The organism is Haloarcula marismortui ATCC 43049 (genome assembly GCF_000011085.1).
Taxonomy (GTDB): Archaea; Halobacteriota; Halobacteria; order Halobacteriales; family Haloarculaceae; genus Haloarcula; species Haloarcula marismortui.
In genome coordinates, this window is record NC_006396.1 from 1,059,008 (window position 1) to 1,079,963 (window position 20,956).

The following is a 20,956-nucleotide window of genomic DNA, read 5'->3' on the forward strand; positions in this document are numbered from 1 at the left end:
ACCAGCTTATCGCTCGTGTGCCCAGAACTCCTCGTCGACGGTGACTTCCTTCTTGAACAGCGGCACCTCCTCTTTCAGCCGGTTGATACCGTCTTCGACGGCGCGGAACGCCTCAGTTCGGTGGCCGGCCAGAATGACGACGAAAACGATGTCCTCGCCAGCATCGACCACACCGGTTTTGTGGTGTAGTCGAACCGCGTAGACGCCGTCGCGTGCTTCAAGATCCCGCCGAAGTGCGGCCATCTTTTCCGCGGCGACCTCGTCGTAGCGTTCGAACTCCAGCAGCTCCGTTGGCGGGTCCTCCGGCCCCTCCTGTGCACGAACGCGCCCGGTAAACGTCGCTATTGCACCCGAGTACACCTCGTCCGGGTCCCGCTTTACGTCCGCGACAAGTGTTTCCAGCGTGATGTAGGGGTCTCGCTCCTCCATCGCGGTGAGGATGTCGTCAAGGTCAGCGTCTGCACCGTGGGGCGTGCGATGGATGACGGGGTCGGCGGCCTCGCGGTCGCCGAGGACAACTTTCGGGATGTTCGCGTCCGAATACCCCTCTACGAGTACGTAGTCGTAGTCGGGCGAAAGGTCGTCCAGCGTCTCGTCGAGCGTCCGCGACTGCCCCGTCGCGTACCACTCGCCGTCGTCGGTGAGCGCGACGGTCTCGGCCGCTCCGGCGTCGCGGTGGCGAACCGTGTCTTTTCCGTCCGTGTCAACATCCGGCGCGTGCGTGCAGTGTTTCACCGTCGCGACACGGCCGGTCCCGGAGAGCCGCTGTGTCAACCGCTCGACCAGCGTGGTCTTCCCCGAGTCGGAGTGGCCGACGATACCGAGGACTTGCATACGCGCCAGTAGCAGGGCGACGTAGATAGACCTTTTTCATAGCGGTGTCGCAGCTGTCGCCAGTAGCCCTTCCTCAGCGGTCGACAGTTTTCTCGACCACACGGATATCTTCGATAGCTGTCGTGGGATACTCGCCGTCATCGTCTTTCTCGTTTGCTTTCACCATATCCCAGACGACGTTGAGGCCGGTCGTCACGCCCTCCAGCGCCTCCATCTCGCAGCCAGTCTTGCCAACCGTCTCGACGGCCACGACGATTTCGACGGCCTCGTCGCCAACGGTGAACTCGATGTCGACGTTCGTGATGGGGATCTGGTGGCACATTGGCACCATCTCCCAGGTGTGTTTTACCGCCTGAATCGCGCCGATACGGGCTGTCGCCAGCACGTCGCCTTTCTCCACCTCGTCGGCGTCGATGGCCGCCAGCGTGGACTCGGTGAGTCGAATCTGTCCGCGTGCGACTGCGCGGCGCTGGCTCTCGGCCTTGTCGCCCACATCGACCATCTGTGCGTCCCCCTCCTCATCGACGTGCGTGAACTCCTCGGACATAGCTATCCGTAGCCGACGCCGGCCCAAAACCGTGCGGGTCCGCGTTACCGGCGGACGAGCCCAAGCAGGTGGCCCACGGCTGGCGCGACGAGTTTCTCCGCGCCCGTCCGGGCGGCGTTCTCGCTGCCAGGGAGGCAAAACACCAGGCGGTCGTCGACGACGCCGGCGGTCGCGCGCGAGGCCATCGCCATCGGCCCGACTTCCTCGTAGGAGAGCCAGCGGAACAGTTCACCGAAGCCGGGAACCGGCCGGTCGAACAGCGGTTCGATGGCGTCGACAGTCACGTCGTCGGGCGTGAGCCCAGTCCCGCCGGTCGTCAGAACCACGTCGACGCCGTCATCTAGCAGGGAAGCGACAGCGTCCTCGATAGCGTCCATCTCGTCCGCGACGAGGCGGCGCTCGGCGATTTTGTGGCCCGCGTCTTCGCAGGCCGTGGCGATGATGTCCCCCGCCGGGTCATCATCGAGTGTTCTGGAGGTGGAAACTGTGAGAACCCCTATGTCAACCCCTTCGGCGTCGTGGGCGTGATGGTCGTCATGGGTGTGTTCCTCGTGGCTATGGTCGTGGTCACTGTCGTGTTCGTGCTCTCCGTGGTCGTGGCTATGCTCTCCGTGTTCATCCTCGCTGTGGCTGTGACCTGCCTCGTCGTGGCCGGTCGCTTCGTCGTGGTCGTGCCCCATACCGGAGATGATAGGCGGCGGCAAAATATACCCTCGGCTGCGTGGCCAGTGGTCGGGCCAACTCGGACAGAGTGCGAAAGTAGGAACCAGCCGAGAGAGCCGGTGGCTTACTCGTAGTAGGGGAGCCGTTCGACGATCTCCGCGAAGGCCACGTTCTCGCGGACCTGATCCATCTCGACGCGGAGGCGCTCCCCGACATCCGCATTGGAGACGATGACGACGTACCCGCCGTCAATGCGCGCGACGCCGTCGCCTTTGTCCCCGATGTTCTCGATTTCGACCACACGCGTCTCACCCTCGGCAACGGGCGGGGACGACGGTCCAAACTCCGGTTCCCTGCTCCGCTCGTCGGACTGTGAATCGGACTGCAGTCCGGATTGAGAACTGGATTGCGGCTCCTGCCTGGAGTCGGAACCAGACTGCGGCTCTTGCTTGGAGTGGGACTCTGACTGGGACGCGGGTGCCTCAGCCGCCGACTGGAACAGTGCGATCCGGTACAGCGTCTCGGGGGCCAGCGTTCCCAGCTCGACCTCCTGTTTTGGAATCTCGATCACGTACGAGTCGTGCTGCTCCTCAACGGGTGCGGTAAAGAGACAGTGAAGATCTGAATCGGTCGCCATTAGTATAATTGGTTGGACTAGCACCGGAACTGCATTGATTCTGGTGTTTTCGATCCGCCGGGCCGAACGCTGCTAGAAGGAGTGGCAAACAGGCTGTGCACGCCTGCTATCGAGCGAGCCGTCGAGCAGCGTGGGGCGATTACTCGAATTCGAACAGCCGACGGAGTTCGCGCTCGATAGCGTCAGTGAACGCCGATAGCACTGTGTCGAACGTCGCTTCGTCGCCCGGCAACGACTGCGCACGCGCTGCAGTGTCGTCGGGAAGCCGGATGCTAAACGTCCCGTTGCCCTCGTACACCGGCTCGCTCTCGCTGAGAATCTGCCGGTCGATCCCACGAAGGACCTCGGAGTCGTACTGCCCGTGCAGTTCCTGATACGCGTTCGAGTACGCCGTTTCGAGCTCTTCGAAGTAGTGGACGTATTTCTCGTCGAACTTCTCGGCGTCGAACTCGGTCATAGATGCAGTGTCGCCGGGGCGAGGGGAAAAGGTTCTGTGACTCCGTGGACGTCGTTTACCACTCCCCCGAAGCCCCGATTTCACCGGCAAAGTGGGTGAAAAACTCGTCCATGAATTCCCGGCGTGTCTGACCGAGACGCCGGCCGGGTTGGGTGTACAGCGTATCTAATCGTTCCTGCGCCCAGTCTCGAAGCAGTTCGATATCCGGAGAATTCGACGTTCCGAGGTCGGTAGCTGACGTGTCATCGATGACCGCGTATTTCTCACCCGTCCGCCCAGACCGCTCGCCGACGATACAGGCCAGTCGGACGAGTCCGCGTGCCCCGGCAGCGTCCAGCTTGTCCGCATCGAAGAGGAGTTTCGCCTCCAGCGTTCTTGGCTCCGGCGAACTCGTGCGGATACTGTGTGCTTGAATGCAGTGTTTGATACGGCCGATTCGGTCGGGTTTCACGCCTTCGGCCGCGAGTAGCTGTGCGGCTTCCGCCGTGGCCCAGTCGTCGTGGTCATCAATTTCACCGGCCCGCTCCCGGGGCCGACCGATATCGTGGAGCCACGCTGATGCGGCAAGGACATCCCGGTCGACCGATCCATTGCAGTCGCCCGCGAGCCGAAGCGCGATGTCTCGAACTCGCTTGGCGTGAAACTGGTCGTGCGCTGGGAGGGCGTCGTCGTAGTACGGCATCGACAGTGTTCGAGCGAGGGGACCCAGTTCCTGTGTCATTAGCGGCAGTGGCACCTCGCGTGCCGGCTGGAATAATTGCTATGGAATGTGCCAGCCTCACTGACATGACACAGAGTGGAGCCACTCAGCAGGAGTCAAGCAGGTCATCAAGGAGTTTTCGCTGGGCCGCAGCGAGGTGCTCGGTAAACGTCGAAGTGGAGATATCCAGCGCGTCGGCCACGTCACCGGCGGTCGCATCGCGCGGATGTTCGAAATAGCCCATCTCGTGGGCCCGAGCCAGCACCTCGCGCTGGCGGCTAGTCAGTTTTGCGCGGTCAAGCACGACCGGCCGGTCCGCCTCGGTGGGGGTGTCTTCCAGTAGCCGCCGGAGTTTGACGGCCTCGCCTTCCGACTGGAGGTCAGCGACAATCTCTCGCAGGGTCGGAACATCGTCAACGAGGAAGGTGACGACGAGGGATTCGGTGTCCGCCGTGAACTCATGAACGACGCAGCCGGCTGCTTCGATACGTTCACACACGCAGCCCTGCCCGGCCGCTCTGGACAGTTGGAAAACGTGTCGCTGCTCGTAGGCGAACACGTGGTCAACGTTCAGACCATCGGTCTGTAGCACTGACGGCGGCCCGTCACCACCTTTGAGGGTAAACTCTTCGATGACGGGGTCAGCAGCGGCACTCGTTACGCTTCGGGAGACCGACGACACTGACCACTCCTCATCAGCGTGGGGCTGTACGTGACAGGACCGAGGACCGAACACTTCGACCTCGGCGAGTATTCGGCCCGACATGTTCGATAGATGACTCGGCTCACATAAGAAAGGTCACGCGAACATGTTCGTATAAAAAACCGCCATATAATGGGCCTAAGATGTCGGGCTGGCAGTTCATCGGGGTGCTGGCATAAACCCCGAATACAGCGACGCAGATAGCCGTTCGAATCGCTGGCGAACCGAGATAACACAAGATTATGAGACGCAACACGATACTCATCGGTCTGTTGATAACAGCGGTGTTGCTGCCGATGTGGTACGTCGCCTTGCACGGCGAACCACCGTCGGAGGAAATCGCTATCGACGAGAGCGTCAGCGACATCCGGCCGCTCGAAAGCCCAGTAGAGACGCCGAACAAACTGTCGCCGAGCCAGGTCGGTGTCGTCGTCTGGGTCGCCCTGTTCGGTCTCGTGGGCGTGCTGACGGCCGCCCACCAGTTTATGAACAGGGCGGTCCGGCCGCCCGACGAGGCCGAGCCGGTCACCGACGGCGGGACCGTTTCGCTGCCGTGGCTCAACACGGACCACCGCTGGGTCGTCGAGTACCACGACGCCTCGGACGCCATAGAAGGACTCGTCGCCATGAGCGGGCTGACGGTCCTCTCTATCGTCTTCGCGGCGCTGTTCACCGGCGAGTACCTCACGCTCGCCCGCACCCAGTACTTCGGGCTGTACGCGACTGGGATGTTCCTCTCGCTCGCGCTCTCGACGGTCGCGTACTACGCCTGGTTCATGCCACACGTCGAAGTCGCCGAGATCAGGGGGCACGAATGATAGACTATCCGAAACCCGATGACGACGACGAGGAACAGGGCGACGACTGCTCGTGTGACGGGGCCACCGGTACATCTCCAACGCTGTACGGGGACGCCCGTGCGGAACTCCGCCGGCGTGACTTCGCGAAGTTCCTCGCGACCGTCGGCGGCCTGACTGCCGTCGCCAGCCTCACCGCGCCCCTCGCCAGCACCACGCAGGTGTTTGAGCGAGGCTACAAGGGACCTGTGTACTCCGACGGCATCCACCTCGTCGACGGCGAAGGCGAGCGCATCACCGAGGGCCGACTCTCCGAGGGCGAACACATGACTGTGTTCCCGGAGCCACGACCCGGCATCGAGGACGCGCCCACACTGCTGGTGCGCTACGCCGAGTCCGACTACGGCAGCGACATCTCGGAGGGGTTCACAGTCAACGGCTACGCCGCCTTCTCGAAGGTGTGTACCCACGCCGGCTGTATGGTCTCGGATCGGGAGGAGGACCTGGTCGTCTGTCCCTGCCACTTCGGGAAATTCAACGTTCTGGAGGGGGCGGCAGTCAGTGGCGGCCCGCCGGGACGACCGCTCCCACAGCTCCCGATTACGATGACCAGCGACGGATTCCTCGTCGCCACCGGTGACTTCGAGGGGCCAGTCGGCCCCGGAGGTGGATAATGTCCCGCGCCAAAGCCGTCTACGACTGGTTCGACACGCGCCTCGACCTGGAGAACGGCCAGACGTTCCTCGGCAAGGCGTTCCCGGCCGAGGACTCGTTCCTGCTGGGCGAGGTGGCGCTGTTCTGTTTCCTCCTCCTGATTCTGTCGGGGGTCTTCCTCGGGTTCTTCTTCGAACCCTCAACCTCCGACGTGGAGTACGACGGCAGCGTCCAGAAGTTCCAGGGCGAGGAGATGCCCGAAGCGTTCGTCTCGGTGTTGCACATCACCTATGACGTGCCCTTCGGGATGTTCATCCGCCGGCTCCACCACTGGGCGGCCCACCTCTTTGTCGCCTCCATCGGGTTGCACATGTTACGGGTGTTCTTCACGGGCGCGTACCGCAATCCGCGGGAGCCGAACTGGATCGTCGGCACCGGCCTCGCGGCCCTCTCGATGGGCGCGGCCTACACCGGCTACGCGCTGCCGTTCGACGAGTTCGCGGCCACGGCCACGAGCATCGGCTACAACCTCACCATCTCCATCCCCCTGTTAGGTGATTTCCTCGGCCAGGTGGTGTTCGGAGGGGAGTTCCCCTCCAGCGCCACCATCCCGCGGCTGTACTTCCTGCACGTCCTCGTGATACCGGCGGCTATTGCCGTGGGGCTGGCCGTCCACATGGCCATCCTCATCCGACAGAAACACACCGAAGCCCCGCGGGACGGCGACGTGACCGGCGGCCGTCAGTCCGTCGACGAGGACGACGACGACATCATCATCGGCCTGCCCGCGTTCCCGAATCAGGCCGCCGTCTCCGCGGTGGTGTTTTTCGTCACCGCGGCGACGCTGTCGGCGCTTGCGGGCCTGCTGCCGGTCCACAACGTCGCCGAATACGGCCCGAACGACCCCGCATCTACGCCAGCCCTCATCATGCCGGACTGGTTTCTGATGTGGGTGTACGGCTTCCTGAAGCTCCTGCCACAGATCAGCTTCAACGTCGGCCCGGCCCACATCAACGGGGAGTTTGTCGGCGGCATCGTCCTCCCGGGGCTGGTGTTTGCCGCGGTCGCAATCTGGCCATTCATCGATCGGACGGAACCGACCCACTTCACCGCGGACCCGCTGGACCGGGCCTGGCAGACCGGTGTGGGCGTGGCCGCCGTCGCGTTCATCATGATCGCCTCGATTGCGGGGATGAACAACATCCTCGCGGACCAGGTGCTCGGAACGACGACGAACGTGGTCAACCCCATCCTGACGGCCGCGCTGCTGGTCGTCCCACCCATCTTCGGCGGCATCACGTACCTGCTGTTGCGCGACGGCGAGCCCACGCCGGCACAGGAGAGCGACGTGGCCGCGGACGGCGGCTCCGTCGGGGATGAACCAGATAACACCGAACCGGAGGGAGACGGATGACTGCGAGCGTCGAGCTCACAGAGCGGCAGTATCGCCTGCTGGATACGACGAGCAAGCTGGTCGGCCTCGCGCTGGTCGCCGCCGGCCTCGAAGTCGGCGGCGGCACGCTCGCCGGCATCGCACTGGCTATCGTCGGGGCTGCCTGCGCGACTGCGACAGTGTTCATCACCAATGAGTAGAAACGACCTGACCGACGACGAGGGGGACAGTGCTGGAATCAGTCGCCGCGACTTCGTTCGTGGCCTCGGAGCCGCATCGCTGCTTGGCGCGACGGGGCTGTCCTTCGCCGACGACGGCATGGACGGCCTCGAAGCGGTCGACGACCCCATCGGGTCGTATCCGTATCGGGACTGGGAGGACCTGTACCGCGACGAGTGGGACTGGGACTCCGTCGCCCGCTCGACCCACAGCGTCAACTGCACCGGCTCCTGTTCGTGGAACGTCTACGTCAAGGACGGCCAGGTCTGGCGCGAGGAACAGGCCGGCGACTACCCGACGTTCGACGAGAGCCTCCCCGACCCCAATCCACGGGGCTGCCAGAAGGGGGCGTGTTACACCGACTACGTCAACGCCGACCAGCGCGTGCTCCACCCCTTGCGCCGCACGGGCGAGCGCGGCGAGGGCCAGTGGGAGCGGATTAGCTGGGACGAGGCGCTGACCGAAATCGCCGACCACGTCATCGACGAGGTGCAGGCGGGCCGGTACGACGCGATTTCGGGCTTTACCCCCATTCCGGCCATGTCCCCAGTAAGCTTCGCCTCCGGCTCCCGGCTGGTCAATCTGCTCGGCGGTGTCTCCCATAGCTTCTACGACTGGTACTCGGACCTGCCGCCGGGCCAGCCGATTACGTGGGGCACCCAGACGGACAACGCCGAGTCCGCCGACTGGCACAACGCCGATTACATCATCGCCTGGGGGTCGAACATCAACGTCACGCGCATCCCCGACGCGAAGTACTTCCTCGACGCCGGCTACGAGGGCGCAAAGCGGGTCGGTATCTTCACCGACTACTCCCAGACGGCCATCCACACCGACGAGTGGCTCTCGCCCCACGGCGGCAGCGACACCGCGCTCGCGCTGGGCATGGCCCAGACCATCGTCGACGAGGGACTGCACGACGAGGCACACCTCAAAGAGCAGACCGACATGCCGCTGCTCGTTCGGGAGGACACCGGGAAGTTCCTCCGGGCGAGCGAGGTCGGCCTCGCCGAGGATGCCGACGACCCCGAGAAGGTCTTCGTTATGGTCGACGCCGACGGCACCCTCCGTCGTGCACCCGGTTCGCTCGGCGAGCGGGACGGCCAGAAGGATTACTCCGCGAGCATCGAACTCGACTTCGACCCGCAGTTATCGGTCGAGCGGAGCGTCGATACCGACGAGGGCAGCGTCGCGGTCCGGTCGGTCTGGGAGAACCTCACCGACGAGCTCAGCCAGTATACGCCGGACGTTGTCCACGAAGAGACCGGCGTCGGCGAGAACACCTACCAGCGAGTCGCACGTGAGTTCGCCGAGGCCGACGCCGCGAAAATCATCCACGGCAAGGGCGTCAACGACTGGTACCACAACGACCTTGGCAACCGCGCCATCCAGTTGCTCGTGACGCTGACGGGGAACCTCGGCGACCCCGGCACCGGACTGGACCACTACGTCGGCCAGGAGAAGATCTGGTCGTTCCACGGCTGGAAGGTGCTCTCGTTCCCGACCGGGAACGTCCGCGGCGTCCCGACGACGCTGTGGACCTACTTCCACGCAGGTATCCTCGACAACACTGATCCGGACACCGCAGAGAAGATACGCGAGTCCATCGACAAGGGATGGATGCCGGTCTACCCCGAGGAACGGGACGACGGGAACCGACCGGACCCGTCCACGATGTTCGTCTGGCGCGGGAACTACTTCAACCAGGCCAAGGGCAACGTCGCCCTCGAAGAACAGCTCTGGCCCAAACTCGATCTCGTCGTCGACATCAACTTCCGGATGGACTCGACGGCGATGTACTCCGACATCGTCCTGCCGGCGGCCAGCCACTACGAGAAGTACGATCTCTCGGAGACGGACATGCACACCTACGTGCACCCGTTCACGCCGGCCGTCGAACCGCTCGGCGAGGCCAAGACCGACTGGGAGATATTCCGCCTGCTCGCCGAGAAGATACAAGAGCGCGCCCAGGAACGCGGTGTCGAGCCGATCGAGGACCGCAAGTTCGACCGGACCATCGATCTCACGACCATCTACGACGACTACGTCCGTGACTGGGAGACCGGCGAAGAACAAGGGCTCGTCGAAGACAAAGCCGCGGCGGAGTTCATCCTCGAACACTCTGAGGAGACCAACCCCGAGGGCAGCGACGAGCAGATAACCTTCGACGACATCGACGAGCAACCACAGCGGTTCCTCGAAGCTGGCGACCACTGGAGTTCCGACATCAAAGACGACGAGGCGTACGTCCCGTGGCAGGACTACGTCCACGATAAGAACCCGTGGCCGACCTTCACCGGCCGCCAGCAGTACTACATCGACCACGACTGGTATCTCGAACTCGGCGAGGAACTCCCGACCCACAAGGAGGGGCCGGAGAACACCGGCGGGGACTACCCGCTGTCGTACAACACGCCTCACGGTCGTTGGTCCATCCACTCGACGTGGCGCGACGACACCAAGATGCTCAGGCTCCAGCGCGGCGAGCCCGTGGTGTACCTGAACCCCGAGGACGCCCAGCAGCGGGGCATCGAGGACGGTGACACCGTGGAGGTGTACAACGACCTCGGGAGCGTCGAGGTGCAGGCGAAGATCTACCCCTCCAGCGAACCGGGGACCGTCCGGCACTTCTTCTCCTGGGAGAAGTTCCAGTACCCCGACCGGGACAACTTCAACACGCTCGTCCCGATGTACATGAAGCCGACCCAGCTGGTCCAGTACCCGGAAGACACCGGGGAACACCTGCACTTCTTCCCGAACTACTGGGGGCCGACCGGGGTCAACAGCGACGTGCGTGTCGATGTCCGACCGAGCGGAGGTGACACCGAATGAGTACCGACCAACAGGACGACCAAGGCGAAGAGGACACGCTGGTCAACGTCGCTGACGGCGTCGACCACCAGGTCGCGATGGTGATGGACCTGAACAAGTGCATCGGCTGCCAGACGTGTACCATCGCCTGCAAGAACCTCTGGACGGAGGACGGCGGCAGCGAGTACATGTACTGGAACAACGTCGAGACCAAGCCCGGCGAGGGCTACCCCCGCGGCTGGGAGGACTCGGGCGGCGGGTGGAAATCCGGCGAGCACAAGGAACGCCAGCCCGGCGAGATTCCCGACGAGGAGGACTACGGCCGCGCCTGGGAGTTCAACCACGAGGAGATCATGTACGAGGGTAGCGACGAGCCGCTGCGGCCCCGCGACGGCGCGGAGTGGGGGCCAAACTGGGACGAAGACCAGGGGGCCGGCGAGTACCCCAACAGCTACTACTTCTACCTCCCGCGTATCTGCAACCACTGCACCCATCCCTCCTGTGTCGAGGCCTGCCCACGCTCGGCGCTGTACAAGCGCCAGGAAGACGGCATCGTTCTCGTCGACCAGGACCGCTGTCGGGGCTACCGCTACTGCGTCGAGGGGTGTCCGTACAAGAAGGTGTACTACAACACTGTCTCGAAGAAATCCGAGAAGTGCATCTTCTGTTACCCCCGCATCGAAGGGGAAGGCCCCGACGGGGAGACGTTCGCCCCGGCCTGTGCCGAGGAGTGCCCGCCCCAGCTCCGGCTGGTCGGCTTCCTCGACGACGAGGAGGGACCGATCCACAAGCTCGTCAATGAGTACGAAGTGGCCCTCCCGCTCCATCCGGAGTTCCGCACGCAGCCGAACGTCTACTACATTCCACCCTTTGCCCCCGGGCAGCACACGGAGGACGGGGAGACAGTCGACATCGATCGGATTCCCCGTCAGTACCTCCGGGACCTGTTCGGCGACGGCGTCGACCAGGCGCTGGACACCATCGAACGGGAGCGCCAGCGGGCCCGACAAGGCGAGGACAGCGAACTGATGGAGCTGCTCCAGGACAAGAACCCGGCCAAACAGTACCGACTGGAGGTGTTCGACGATGAGTGAGCACCGCGAACGAACGTCGAGCTCGGAAGACCTGCGGTCTTCCGGCGTTCGAACGAGCGAGCGTAGTGAGCGAGTTCGAATCCGCTGGCGAATACGCCAGCGGTGTTCGAAGATGAGTAGCGAGCCGCTACGCGGCTCGGAAACGCGAGCGGGCGATGCCCGCGAGCGGTCCCAGTTGGCCGCCCCTGAGCGTGCTCAGGGGGTGGTCAACGATGACTGACCACCGACGCACGCTCACACTCACGGCGGTGCTTTCGGCGCTCATCGTCGTCTCGACGGTGGCCGCGCCGATGGTGAGCGCCCGGCCAGCACACGAGATCCCGGTTTCGGAGGTATCGACGGCCGACCTCGCCGAACCGAACGCCGACGGCTGGGATGAGGTCCCGGCCTCGGACGTGCCGCTTTCGAGCGCCCCGAGTAGCGTGCCGAACGCCGACGACACGTCCGTCGAGACGGTCGACGTGCAGGCGGCGCGCACTGACGAGCGCCTGTTCGTCCGTCTGGAGTGGCACGACGCGACACAGGACATGAACGCTAGCGCCACGCGTGAGTTCGCCGACGCGGTCGCGGTCCAGTTCCCGACGAACACGAGTTCCCGGCCACCGATAGCGATGGGCGGCCCGGACAACCGCGTCAACGTCTGGTACTGGAGCGGAGCGACCGGAACCCAGGAACTGCTGGCCGGCGGCGCTGGCTCGACGACAGCGTTCGAGAACCCAACCGTGCAGGCGAACGCGAGTCACAGCGGCACTGGCGGCAACGCCACTTGGACGGTGGTCTACTCGCGCCAGCTTGACGCGCCGAGCGAGAACCGGACCGACCTGCGGACCGACGGCGACCTCGACGTGGCCTTCGCCGTCTGGAACGGCTCGAACGGCGAGCGCTCCGGCCAGAAAGCCGTCAGCGAGTGGCACTACTACCCGTTCAGCGGCGGCCCGCAGGGCCCGCCCTACGAGACGCTGCTGTGGAGCCTCGCCGGCATCGCTATCGTCGGCGTCGTCGGCGTCACCAGCTTCGGCATCTACCGCACACGGGGGGCCGAGTGATGGCAACGACACCAACTGACCCCATGGACGACCTCGACGAGGGCGCCGCCGCACGAGGTGCGGTGTACGCCACGCTCGCCAAGGCGTTCGAGTACCCCGAGGAGTCGTTCCACAGCGCGGCGGCCGACGGGACGCTGGAAGCCGATTTGAGAGCGTGTCTCGACCGGACGGGCCTCGACGTGGCCATCCCATCGCTCACCACCGACGACGACTACGAGACGCTCGCGGCCCGCTACAACGACATCTTCGAACTCGGCTACAGCGAGTACACGGACCGGACCGACGGCTCGCTGGAGGCGGAGGGGCCGCCGGTCCCGCTGTACGAGTCCAAGTACCGGCCGGCCCATTCCTGGAACGACGTGAATCTCGACTTATCGCGTGCCTACAGTCACTATGGCCTCGAAATCGACCAGAACCAGCGGGACAACCATGACGCGCTGACCTACGAACTGGAGTTCGCGGGCTATCTGGCCCGCCGTGAAGCCGCCGTCGGCGAGGACGCCGCAATCGCTCGGCTGGACTTCCACGACCGCCATCTTGGCCACGCGGCCGCAGGCGTCGCAGACAGACTGGCTGACGAACCGGGAACGGAAATCTACGGCGGCTTCGGCGAACTGCTGGAGGCGTTCGTCCGAGCCGACCGCAACGACCTCGCGGCACGGCTGGAGGAGCAGCGATGACGGCGGCGCTACAGCAGCGAGTCAGACCGCTGCTACACGGCGGAAGCCATTCGCTGGCGGACCTCGCAGTCGGCGCTGCGGCCGTCGCGGTCGCCGCCCGTTACTTCGCTGTGCTGTTCGTCAACGCACCGGGGTATGAGGTTCCGGTCGCGCCCGGCCCGGTGACGGTCGCGTCGACGGCCGTCGTCGCCGCCGCGGCAATCGCCGTGGCCGTCACCGACGCCGACCCGCTCACCGGCATCGGCTTGCTGTTCGTCGGCGTGTTCGGGCTGCTGTCGCTGCTCAGTAGCGCCGCGGCGCTGCCGGCGGCCGCCGCAATCGTCCTCGGGACGGCGACCGTCGCCGCCGTCACGGGACGGCAGCTGGACTTCGTTTCGGCCGGCGCGGCCGCCCTGCTCGTCGCGGCGCTGAGCATCGGGCTGGCGAGCGGCGTCGGCGGCTGGACGGACCTCCGTTCGGTTGCCTCCAACGTGGCACTGCTCGGCATCGCGTCGACACCGGCGTTCGCCGCGACCGATTGGCGCTCGCTGTCGACGGCGGACTGGGGCGCAGTAATCGGCGGCCTCGCCGCCTTCGCCGTCGTTCTGAGCGTCGGTCGCGCTGTCCCGTTCGTCACTGGCGCGGTCACGCTCACGGGCACCGGCGTCGTCGGAACGAGTCTGCCGGTCATCGCACTGGCCGCTGCCGGTGCGGTGACGACGGCCAGCGCCGCGAGTCGAACGCGGCGGTGGCCGCTACTCGCCGGCGTCGCACTGGTCGCGTTCGCCGGCGTCCCGGCGTCGCTCCCGCGTGCGCTCCCGTTCGCGCTCGGCATCGCCGCGCTCACCGCACAGGAGGGGAGACGATGACTGGTTGTCACGACGACGACGAGTTCGAGAAGCACCTCGAAGAGGACCCGGACCCACAACTGGACCCCGAGCGCAGCCCGGGCCTGCACACCGACATCGAAGCGCTCGAAGATATCGAGGTGAGCCGAGAGGACGTGACCATCGGCGAGGCGACGCCGGAGGAACTGGCCGCCAGCGACACCGAACCCGTCGCGGACGACGCGGTGGCGTCGCTGCTGTCCGACATCGAACACGGCGCGAAGACCGACCGCCGCCGCGCCGCCCTCGAACTCAAAGACCGCGCGTCCACCGACGAAATCGTGGCGGCGCTGGCCCGCGCTGCGACGACCGACGACGACAGCGACGTGCGCCAGTTCGCCGTTGAGGCGCTGACCGCCCACGGCGGCGAGCGGGCCGCGGCAGTGGCGGTGGAACTGTTGGGCGACCCCAACCCGTGGGTCCGAGCGGAGGCCGTCGTCACGCTCGATAACGTCGACCGCGAGGCCCACGAGGACGATATCGCGGCCGCAATCGACGACGACCACCACGCGGTCCGGCGCAACGCGGCTATCTCGCTGTTCAAACTCCGCGGCGAGGCGATGGCCGACCTGCTGTTGGAACAGAGCCACGACGACAGCGAGCGGGTCCGCGAGTGGGCCGCCCACATGCTCGGCGGCGTCGACGAGGACCGCGCCCGCGAGCGACTGCGCGAACTAACTGACGACCCGGCCACCGTGGTCCGACAGACCGCCGAACGGTCGCTCGACGTGGATCCCGGACGGTTCCGCCGGCAGTTCGGCGGCGCGCTGGAGAACGACGCGCGACTACTGCCCGGCGAAGACAGACTCAATCGGATGCCCGACCTCTGACGATGACTGACGGAACGCCCACTACACTGACCGACCGTATCGAAGCCGCACTGCGAGACGTGCGCGACCCGAACGCTGACCTCTCCGTGTTCGACGCAGGGTTCGTCGAGAACATCGACGCAGCCGACGGCGAGGTGACAATCGAAGCCGACCTGACCGCGCTGGACGGGCAGACGAGCACGCAGGTCGTCCAAGCGATGCTCCACGCGGTCGACGACGTGGACGGCGTCGACAGCGTCCACGTCGAACGGACGACGCCCACGGGTGAGGGCAACGCCGGCGTCGAGTCCTTCGACCGCGTCGTCGCCGTCGCCAGCGCGAAGGGCGGCGTCGGCAAGTCGACGGTGGCCACGCATCTCGCCTGTGCGCTGGCCGCCGACAACGACGTGGCGCTGTTCGACGCCGACATCCACGGCCCGAACGTCCCCGAGTTGCTGGACGTGAGCGGCCCGGTCCACTCCAGCGAGGAGGGCGACCCGCTTCCGGTCCGTGCGGGCGACATGGACGTGATGAGCGTCGGCCTGATGGAAAGCGGCGCGCCGCTGGCCTGGCGCGGGGCAATGGCCCACGACGCGCTCAACGACCTCTTCGAGAACACCGCCTGGCGAAACGACGACGTGCTGGTGCTGGACCTGCCGCCGGGAACGGGTGACGTGGTGCTGACGACGCTACAGGAGGTCCCGGTCGACGGCGTGGTCGTCGTGACGACGCCGTTTCACGCGAGCGTCAGCGACACCAGCCGAACCGTCGAACTGTTCCGCGACAACGACGTGCCGGTGCTGGGAACCGTCGTCAACATGGCCGAATACGTCTGTGACTGCTGTGGCGAACCGAACGACCTGTTCACCGGCGACGCGCTGGGAGACCTCGATGCCGAGGTGCTGGCCGAACTCCCGTTCTCGCACGACCTGCAGGGGACGCCAGCACCCGGCAGCGTGCCCGACGCTGTCAGCAGTTTGGGGGACGCCGTCGAGTCCGCCCTCGACACCGCCGGCGAAGTAGGCGTCGACCCGACCGCCGATATCCGGGATTTGCAACCACAAGAGCGCAAAGACCGGGTTCGCGAACGGTTCACCGCGCTGGACAGCGGCGAGCCGTTCGTCCTCGTCAGCGACCGCGACCCGACCCCCGTCGGACAGTTCCTGGGCCGGCTTGCGGAGGCGCCACGTGAGGCCTTCGACCCGTTCGAAGTCCGTCGGGAAACGCCCGAGGCTTGGGTGCTGGAGACAGCCAAGCCGTAGGTATAGTCGCTGGCAGTAAGCAGTGACAAATAGTATCACGCCGCCAGCGCAGGTCTAAAGGCATAATTGTCCGCACCCATAGTAATACGGTAATGACCGCTATACTCGTGGCGGCGGGCCGACTCGCTCGCGGTCGCATACGTGTCAGGTCCCAGTGGGCCGGAGGGGGAACGTGACCGACGCGTTTGCGGTGATGAACGCTATCGGACTGGTCGGGTTCGCATTCGTCGGCGCGGCGAAAGCCATCGAAGAGCGCTACGACGTGTTCGGCGTCACGGTCGTCGGCGTGATGACGGCACTGGGTGGCGGGACGACGCGGGACCTGCTGTTGAACAGGGTTCCGAACTCCCTGCAGTCACCCGGCGAAGTCGCCCTGTCGCTGCTTGGTGTCACCGCCGCTGTGCTGTTCGTGCATTTCCTCGATGACGGGCACCAGCATCCGGTCGTCCTGACGGCCGACGCTATCGGGCTGGCGGCGTTCACTACCACCGGAGCGTTGCTTGGTCAGCAGGCCGGCCTCCCGGTGTTTGCCGTCGTCGCGCTGGCGACGGTCAACGCGGCCGGCGGCGGCGCGATATCGGACCTGCTGTTGGGCCGAACGCCCTTTATTCTCCGTGAGGATTTCTATGCGTCCTGTGCTGTTATCGGCGGCCTCGCCTTCTGGGCGCTGGCACAGATTGGCGTGAGCGTCAGCGTAGCATCGGCCGGGTGCGCACTCGCAGTGCTGCTGGCCCGAGGACTGGGCATCGGCCGCGGGTGGTCACTGCCGACGGTACAGGCGTGGGAGCGACGCGACGCGCAGTAGGACGGCGTTATTTCTCGTTCGGCCACCATCTGAGCGTGAGCGCGACCGACTGGTCCAGACCGAACACGTCCGACGAACGGTCGACAGTCGCGGTTTCCGGGCAGTCGATATCGGTACGCTCGTCGGCGATTTCGACGGTGATTGTCCCCTGTCCTTGCTGAAAACGGTCGGCAAGTGTCTCAAGTTCGGCCAGCAGCGCCTCGCGGGACATCGTCGTTGTCCGGATGGTGTTTTGCTGGGAATGTTCGCCAACGACAGGGTCGATATCCACGTCCGCAGAGCGGTTCGAGAGGACGGCGTTGATGGCCGCCCCGAGCAGTATCACCAGCCCGATGATGTACAGCCAGCTCAGCAGGACGAGGATGCTGGCGATGATGTTCCCGCCCGTCGAACCGGATTTGAACGCCGTGAAGAGAACCTGCGCGACGGTAAGTCCGATTGCGGCAAACGCGACGCCGGGAACAGCTTCAAGCGGTGAAACGTCCGTGTCCGGGAAAATGTAGTACATTGGATAGAAGACAACGAACAATCCGGCGGCCCGGACCAGCCCGCTGGCGACTGTCCACAGCGGGCCACTTCCGGTCTCGGGCAGGACGCTGCCGAGCGCGCTGGCGCTGAGTATCGCCACTGCGACGGTCACGAGCAGTACCAGCCCGTCGCCGAGCTGGTCGAGGAAGGTGTTCGACGCGCCCGTCTCGTAGATGTCGGAGAAGGCCGTGTCAAGCCCCCGGAAGATTCGCAGCGAGCCCCAGAGAAGAAAGCCCACGCCCAGCGCCGACACGGACGCGTCGGCCTCGGTCAGTCCCTGCTGGATGATGCCGCTTGCCTGTGTGGTCAGAACAGCCTCCATGATGCCGACGATGGAGGCCCGTAGCGTGACGTTCTCCGTTCGCTGGACGAAGGTCAACACCAGCAATAACAGCGGAAGAATCGACAGGAACGCGTGGTAGGCTATCGAGCCAGCCATGAACGTGAGCCGTTCCGCCCTGATTTCGTGAACGAGAGCGCGCAGAACCTCCTCCGTACGGGCGCGACTGAAACGCATACGCGGAATTCGACGCCGAGAAGCAAATAGACGCCGCCGTAGCGGACGCTCCCCGACGCCGCCGGCGAGGCGGGTGTCGGTCCAACCGCCGATAGGTGCGGTTTGTCACCCCAGAACCGGTCTGTCACGACCCCAAGTGAGAATAGCAGTTCTGTGGGGTGACCACCCGTAGAGAACGCGTCTAGTCGCCGCTACAAATCCGGGGAGCGCCCCGAAGCGTCACTACTGATGTATGACCTCTCGGGTCGTCGTTGCCAGCGACGCGTAGAACGGTTCCCGTGTTTCTGTCTCGACTTGCCTGAGGAACTCGTCAGTCCAAGCAGCGAGGTGCTCCTCGAAGAACTGGTCAAGCTGGTCGTCGAAGCCCGCTTCTGCCAGATAGGCAGCGAACTCCAGTTCCGTGGCGATATGGTCCGGGAGGTCCGAATAGGCAGCCGCGGGCTGGACGCCGAACTCTCTGTACCAGCGCACGACAGCCATCGTGGCTGGTCCCTTGACCGGGCCGAGTGCATCTGGGTCTTCGCCGTCGCGATAGACGCTCTCGTAGGGCGGACATGGCGGTCCCGCTGGCCCAATAAACAGTCGGGTGTACTCGGTCCTGAGACGATGTCGGTCAGCCGAGCCGAGGTCACCGACCACCGGAGCCAACTCACCGGCTTCAATGGCTTCGGTCAGTTGCTCGGTCGGTTCTCGCCAACATTCGGCGAGGACAGCGTAGGTCGCCGCGGCGTCCGACCGAAACCCATCGCTCCCGATGTCGTGCTCAGGAGATCGCTCACGTGTGGTGGAGGTGTCAGTCTGTCCAGTCATTGTCGTTCCTGTGTGCCGCCATCAGTTGCATACTGTCCGTCGACTCGCTGAATCGGGACGTACTTGAGGCCGAGCGTGACGATGAGCGCGCCGAAGGCGACGATACCGAGGGTGACAACCACCTCGACCAGCGTCGGGGTGTAGGCTCCGGCAGTCGCCCAGATGCCGGTCGTGATGCCGGCATACTCGCCACCGAGCGAGATGCCCGGTGGGAGGTTGATGTTAGCGACCTCGTATCCCGTGAACACCAGACGGATGCCTTCGAACATTGTGCCAAAGACCGCGAGAAGGCTCGCGGTGAAGATGACCGACACGCGCTTTCGCAGCGATGGAATCATCAGCATGACAAGCGGGACTGCCCCGCCGACGACGGTCCAGAGCCAGAAATAAACGGACTCGCCGATGAGGAAGCTCTCTGTGATGGCCCAGAACTCGAAGTGGTTCGCCCAAGCGTGGGGCAGTCGTTCGGCCGCAAGCAGGTACACCACGTGAAGCGCGAGGAAGATACCGAGTAGCTTGCCGAGGCTCGTGAGTTCCTCGCGGTTGACTTCGTAGTTCGTGAGCCGGTCTGCGAGGATCGACACGACCAGCAACAATCCGAGTCCGGAGACGAGTGCCTTGGCGATGAACACCGGTGCGACAAGGGGGCTGAACCAGTCTCCACGTCCGATCTGCGTCGCGAAAATCCACCCGGTCACCGAGTGAAGGGCGACTGCAGTCGGGAGTGCGAGTGCCGCGGTCCAGAACATGAGCGTGCGGTCACGCTCGCGTCCGGCGTCGGTGTCATCGACACCCAGTGCAAGTGGCGACCCCCGCGCAGCAAGGTCACGCCGAGTCAGGAGCCACAGATACCAGAGGTTTAGCACGCCGTAGAGAATGACAATCCCGAAGTCCCACACCATCGGTGAGCGGAAGTCCGGCGAGGTGAAAAACTGGTAGAGCCGCTCGGGCCGCCCGATGTCCGGGAGGATGAGCAGGCCCGCGACCGTGATACAGGCGAGGCTGACCAGCACGCCAAGCCGCGCGAACCCTTCGTAGCGGTGTGAGTGGAAGAACTTCGGTGCGCTCGAAATGATGAGCCCGCCGGCGGACAGCCCGACGAACAGGACGAACATCATGATATACAGGCCCCACGAGAAGACGTTGCGCATCCCCGTGGCCACAAGGCCCGTGGTGAGTTGGTAGCCCCAGGCTGCCAGTCCAGCGACCATGAGGCTCGCGAGCAGGCCGAGCCACAGCTTTCCTTTCGTTCCGAAGGCCGGAATCGCGATTCGGGATGAGTCAGCGGCCATCAGTCATCACCTCCGGACCCCACTGCTGGGACGTGTGGAGCTGCATCACCCTCGATGGAGTGGTGGCTTCCACCCGAGCCACTGCTGTCGCTTTCACCGGCCTCAGCTGGCACGTCCTCTGACCCATCGGACCACGGAGAGACATCGTCGAGCTCGCTCTCCATTTTATCCGACGTCTGTGGCCGACCGGGGCTCATCTCGCCGCTGATGTAGTGTGTCTTCGGGTTCGTCCCGCGGTCTTCGAGGAGCCGGTCCGTCTCGTACTCGTTGATGTACTTCGAGACGGTGCTTCCCTCGTCGTCAAGGTCACCGAAGATGCGTGCGTCGGCAGGACAGTTGACGACACAGGCCGGGTCGAGTCCCTCGTCGACGCGATGGCTACAGAACGTACACTTCTCGACGACGCCCTGTGGCCGGGCGGCAACGTCGCCCGTCCCCTCCTCGGGCATATGGTCGGGTTCGTCCCAGTTGAACACCCGCGCGTTGTACGGGCAGGCGGCCATACAGTAGCGACAGCCGATGCATTTGTCGTAGTCGATTTCGACAATTCCGTCGTCCCGGGTGTACGTCGCGTTGACCGGACAGACCTTCACGCAGGGCGCGTTTTCGCAGTGCTGGCACGCCGTCGGCTGGTACTGCATATCTAGCGCCCCGCTGCCGCCGTCTTCGGGGTAGCCACCGGACGGGGTGTCCATCTTGTCGCCGCCCTCCGTGAGGACGCGGTTCCAGAACTGTCCCATCGGGACGTTGTTCTCCTGTTTACATGACACTGCGCATGCCTGACAGCCGATACACCGCTCCTGGTCGATTACGAGGCCATAGTTCGTCATCG

Annotated in this window: 24 protein-coding genes; 13 read left to right on the forward strand and 11 right to left on the reverse strand. The window is 64.8% G+C overall.

The genetic code is table 11. The features are described from left to right. Nucleotides 1-6: 6 nt before the first annotated feature. The 7 genes from RR_RS09270 to RR_RS09300 all read right to left on the reverse strand — a co-directional run bounded on the left by RR_RS09270 (nucleotide 7) and on the right by RR_RS09300 (nucleotide 4,604). Nucleotides 7-834: a molybdopterin synthase gene (locus tag RR_RS09270; RefSeq protein WP_004960787.1), complete on the reverse strand. Its 828-nt coding sequence runs from the start codon at nucleotides 832-834 to the stop codon at nucleotides 7-9. Between the two features lie 73 nt (nucleotides 835-907). Continuing rightward, a complete protein-coding gene (gene moaC, locus RR_RS09275; protein ID WP_011223487.1) occupies nucleotides 908-1,381 on the reverse strand; it encodes a cyclic pyranopterin monophosphate synthase MoaC in 474 nt (157 codons plus the stop codon). 44 nt (nucleotides 1,382-1,425) lie between these two features. After that, nucleotides 1,426-2,061 carry a MogA/MoaB family molybdenum cofactor biosynthesis protein gene (locus RR_RS09280; RefSeq protein ID WP_007190105.1) on the reverse strand — a complete coding sequence of 212 codons (636 nt, stop codon included), beginning with the start codon at nucleotides 2,059-2,061 and terminating at the stop codon, nucleotides 1,426-1,428. A gap of 107 nt (nucleotides 2,062-2,168) precedes the next feature. Beyond that, nucleotides 2,169-2,681: a TRAM domain-containing protein gene (locus tag RR_RS09285; protein ID WP_007190104.1), complete on the reverse strand. Its 513-nt coding sequence runs from the start codon at nucleotides 2,679-2,681 to the stop codon at nucleotides 2,169-2,171. A 139-nt stretch (nucleotides 2,682-2,820) separates the two neighbouring features. Beyond that, a complete protein-coding gene (locus RR_RS09290) occupies nucleotides 2,821-3,138 on the reverse strand; it encodes a DUF5783 family protein (protein WP_004960775.1) in 318 nt (105 codons plus the stop codon). 55 nt (nucleotides 3,139-3,193) lie between these two features. Then, a complete protein-coding gene (locus tag RR_RS09295) occupies nucleotides 3,194-3,859 on the reverse strand; it encodes an HD domain-containing protein (RefSeq protein WP_011223488.1) in 666 nt (221 codons plus the stop codon). 85 nt (nucleotides 3,860-3,944) lie between these two features. Continuing rightward, nucleotides 3,945-4,604: a helix-turn-helix domain-containing protein gene (locus RR_RS09300; protein WP_011223489.1), complete on the reverse strand. Its 660-nt coding sequence runs from the start codon at nucleotides 4,602-4,604 to the stop codon at nucleotides 3,945-3,947. Between the two features lie 179 nt (nucleotides 4,605-4,783). Between RR_RS09300 and RR_RS09305 the strand changes: the two genes are divergently transcribed. The 13 genes from RR_RS09305 (at nucleotide 4,784) to RR_RS09360 (ending at nucleotide 16,977) form a co-directional block, all read left to right on the forward strand. Beyond that, nucleotides 4,784-5,359: a hypothetical protein gene (locus tag RR_RS09305; protein WP_011223490.1), complete on the forward strand. Its 576-nt coding sequence runs from the start codon at nucleotides 4,784-4,786 to the stop codon at nucleotides 5,357-5,359. Then, nucleotides 5,356-6,012, forward strand: coding sequence for a ubiquinol-cytochrome c reductase iron-sulfur subunit (locus RR_RS09310; protein WP_004960763.1), 657 nt, complete (start codon nucleotides 5,356-5,358; stop codon nucleotides 6,010-6,012). The genes RR_RS09305 and RR_RS09310 overlap by 4 nt, the downstream gene beginning before the upstream one ends. Then, complete coding sequence (locus tag RR_RS09315; protein ID WP_011223491.1) at nucleotides 6,012-7,406, forward strand: cytochrome b; 1,395 nt, start codon at nucleotides 6,012-6,014, stop codon at nucleotides 7,404-7,406. The genes RR_RS09310 and RR_RS09315 overlap by 1 nt, the downstream gene beginning before the upstream one ends. Further along, a complete protein-coding gene (locus RR_RS09320; RefSeq protein ID WP_011223492.1) occupies nucleotides 7,403-7,585 on the forward strand; it encodes a hypothetical protein in 183 nt (60 codons plus the stop codon). The genes RR_RS09315 and RR_RS09320 overlap by 4 nt, the downstream gene beginning before the upstream one ends. Continuing rightward, on the forward strand, nucleotides 7,578-10,436 hold the full coding sequence (locus tag RR_RS09325; RefSeq protein WP_011223493.1) for a molybdopterin-dependent oxidoreductase: 2,859 nt from the start codon (nucleotides 7,578-7,580) through the stop codon (nucleotides 10,434-10,436). The genes RR_RS09320 and RR_RS09325 overlap by 8 nt, the downstream gene beginning before the upstream one ends. Next, nucleotides 10,433-11,509, forward strand: a complete 1,077-nt coding sequence (locus RR_RS09330) for a 4Fe-4S dicluster domain-containing protein (protein ID WP_011223494.1) — start codon at nucleotides 10,433-10,435, stop codon at nucleotides 11,507-11,509. Before RR_RS09325 ends, RR_RS09330 begins: the two co-directional genes overlap by 4 nt. Then, nucleotides 11,502-11,729, forward strand: a complete 228-nt coding sequence (locus RR_RS22045; protein WP_011223495.1) for a hypothetical protein — start codon at nucleotides 11,502-11,504, stop codon at nucleotides 11,727-11,729. The genes RR_RS09330 and RR_RS22045 overlap by 8 nt, the downstream gene beginning before the upstream one ends. Beyond that, nucleotides 11,722-12,555, forward strand: a complete 834-nt coding sequence (locus RR_RS09335; protein WP_011223496.1) for an ethylbenzene dehydrogenase-related protein — start codon at nucleotides 11,722-11,724, stop codon at nucleotides 12,553-12,555. The genes RR_RS22045 and RR_RS09335 overlap by 8 nt, the downstream gene beginning before the upstream one ends. After that, complete coding sequence (locus tag RR_RS09340) at nucleotides 12,555-13,235, forward strand: molecular chaperone TorD family protein (protein WP_011223497.1); 681 nt, start codon at nucleotides 12,555-12,557, stop codon at nucleotides 13,233-13,235. The genes RR_RS09335 and RR_RS09340 overlap by 1 nt, the downstream gene beginning before the upstream one ends. Then, entirely contained in the window at nucleotides 13,232-14,083 is an 852-nt protein-coding gene (locus RR_RS09345) for a hypothetical protein (RefSeq protein WP_011223498.1), read from the forward strand. The genes RR_RS09340 and RR_RS09345 overlap by 4 nt, the downstream gene beginning before the upstream one ends. Further along, a complete protein-coding gene (locus tag RR_RS09350; RefSeq protein WP_011223499.1) occupies nucleotides 14,080-14,931 on the forward strand; it encodes a HEAT repeat domain-containing protein in 852 nt (283 codons plus the stop codon). Before RR_RS09345 ends, RR_RS09350 begins: the two co-directional genes overlap by 4 nt. Nucleotides 14,932-14,933: 2 nt before the next feature. After that, entirely contained in the window at nucleotides 14,934-16,172 is a 1,239-nt protein-coding gene (locus RR_RS09355) for a P-loop NTPase (RefSeq protein ID WP_011223500.1), read from the forward strand. A 172-nt stretch (nucleotides 16,173-16,344) separates the two neighbouring features. Continuing rightward, entirely contained in the window at nucleotides 16,345-16,977 is a 633-nt protein-coding gene (locus RR_RS09360) for a trimeric intracellular cation channel family protein (RefSeq protein WP_319946521.1), read from the forward strand. Between the two features lie 7 nt (nucleotides 16,978-16,984). Here RR_RS09360 and RR_RS09365 read toward each other — a convergent pair whose 3' ends face one another. The 4 genes from RR_RS09365 to RR_RS09380 form a co-directional block, all read right to left on the reverse strand. Then, nucleotides 16,985-18,022: a YhjD/YihY/BrkB family envelope integrity protein gene (locus RR_RS09365; RefSeq protein WP_011223501.1), complete on the reverse strand. Its 1,038-nt coding sequence runs from the start codon at nucleotides 18,020-18,022 to the stop codon at nucleotides 16,985-16,987. Nucleotides 18,023-18,244: 222 nt separating this feature from the next. After that, nucleotides 18,245-18,832 (reverse strand): TorD/DmsD family molecular chaperone, encoded by a 588-nt coding sequence (locus RR_RS09370; protein WP_011223502.1) that lies wholly within the window; start codon nucleotides 18,830-18,832, stop codon nucleotides 18,245-18,247. Further along, a complete protein-coding gene (gene nrfD / locus RR_RS09375; protein WP_004960730.1) occupies nucleotides 18,829-20,124 on the reverse strand; it encodes an NrfD/PsrC family molybdoenzyme membrane anchor subunit in 1,296 nt (431 codons plus the stop codon). Before nrfD ends, RR_RS09370 begins: the two co-directional genes overlap by 4 nt. After that, complete coding sequence (locus RR_RS09380; protein ID WP_011223503.1) at nucleotides 20,124-20,954, reverse strand: 4Fe-4S dicluster domain-containing protein; 831 nt, start codon at nucleotides 20,952-20,954, stop codon at nucleotides 20,124-20,126. The genes nrfD and RR_RS09380 overlap by 1 nt, the downstream gene beginning before the upstream one ends. Nucleotides 20,955-20,956 lie beyond the last annotated feature (2 nt).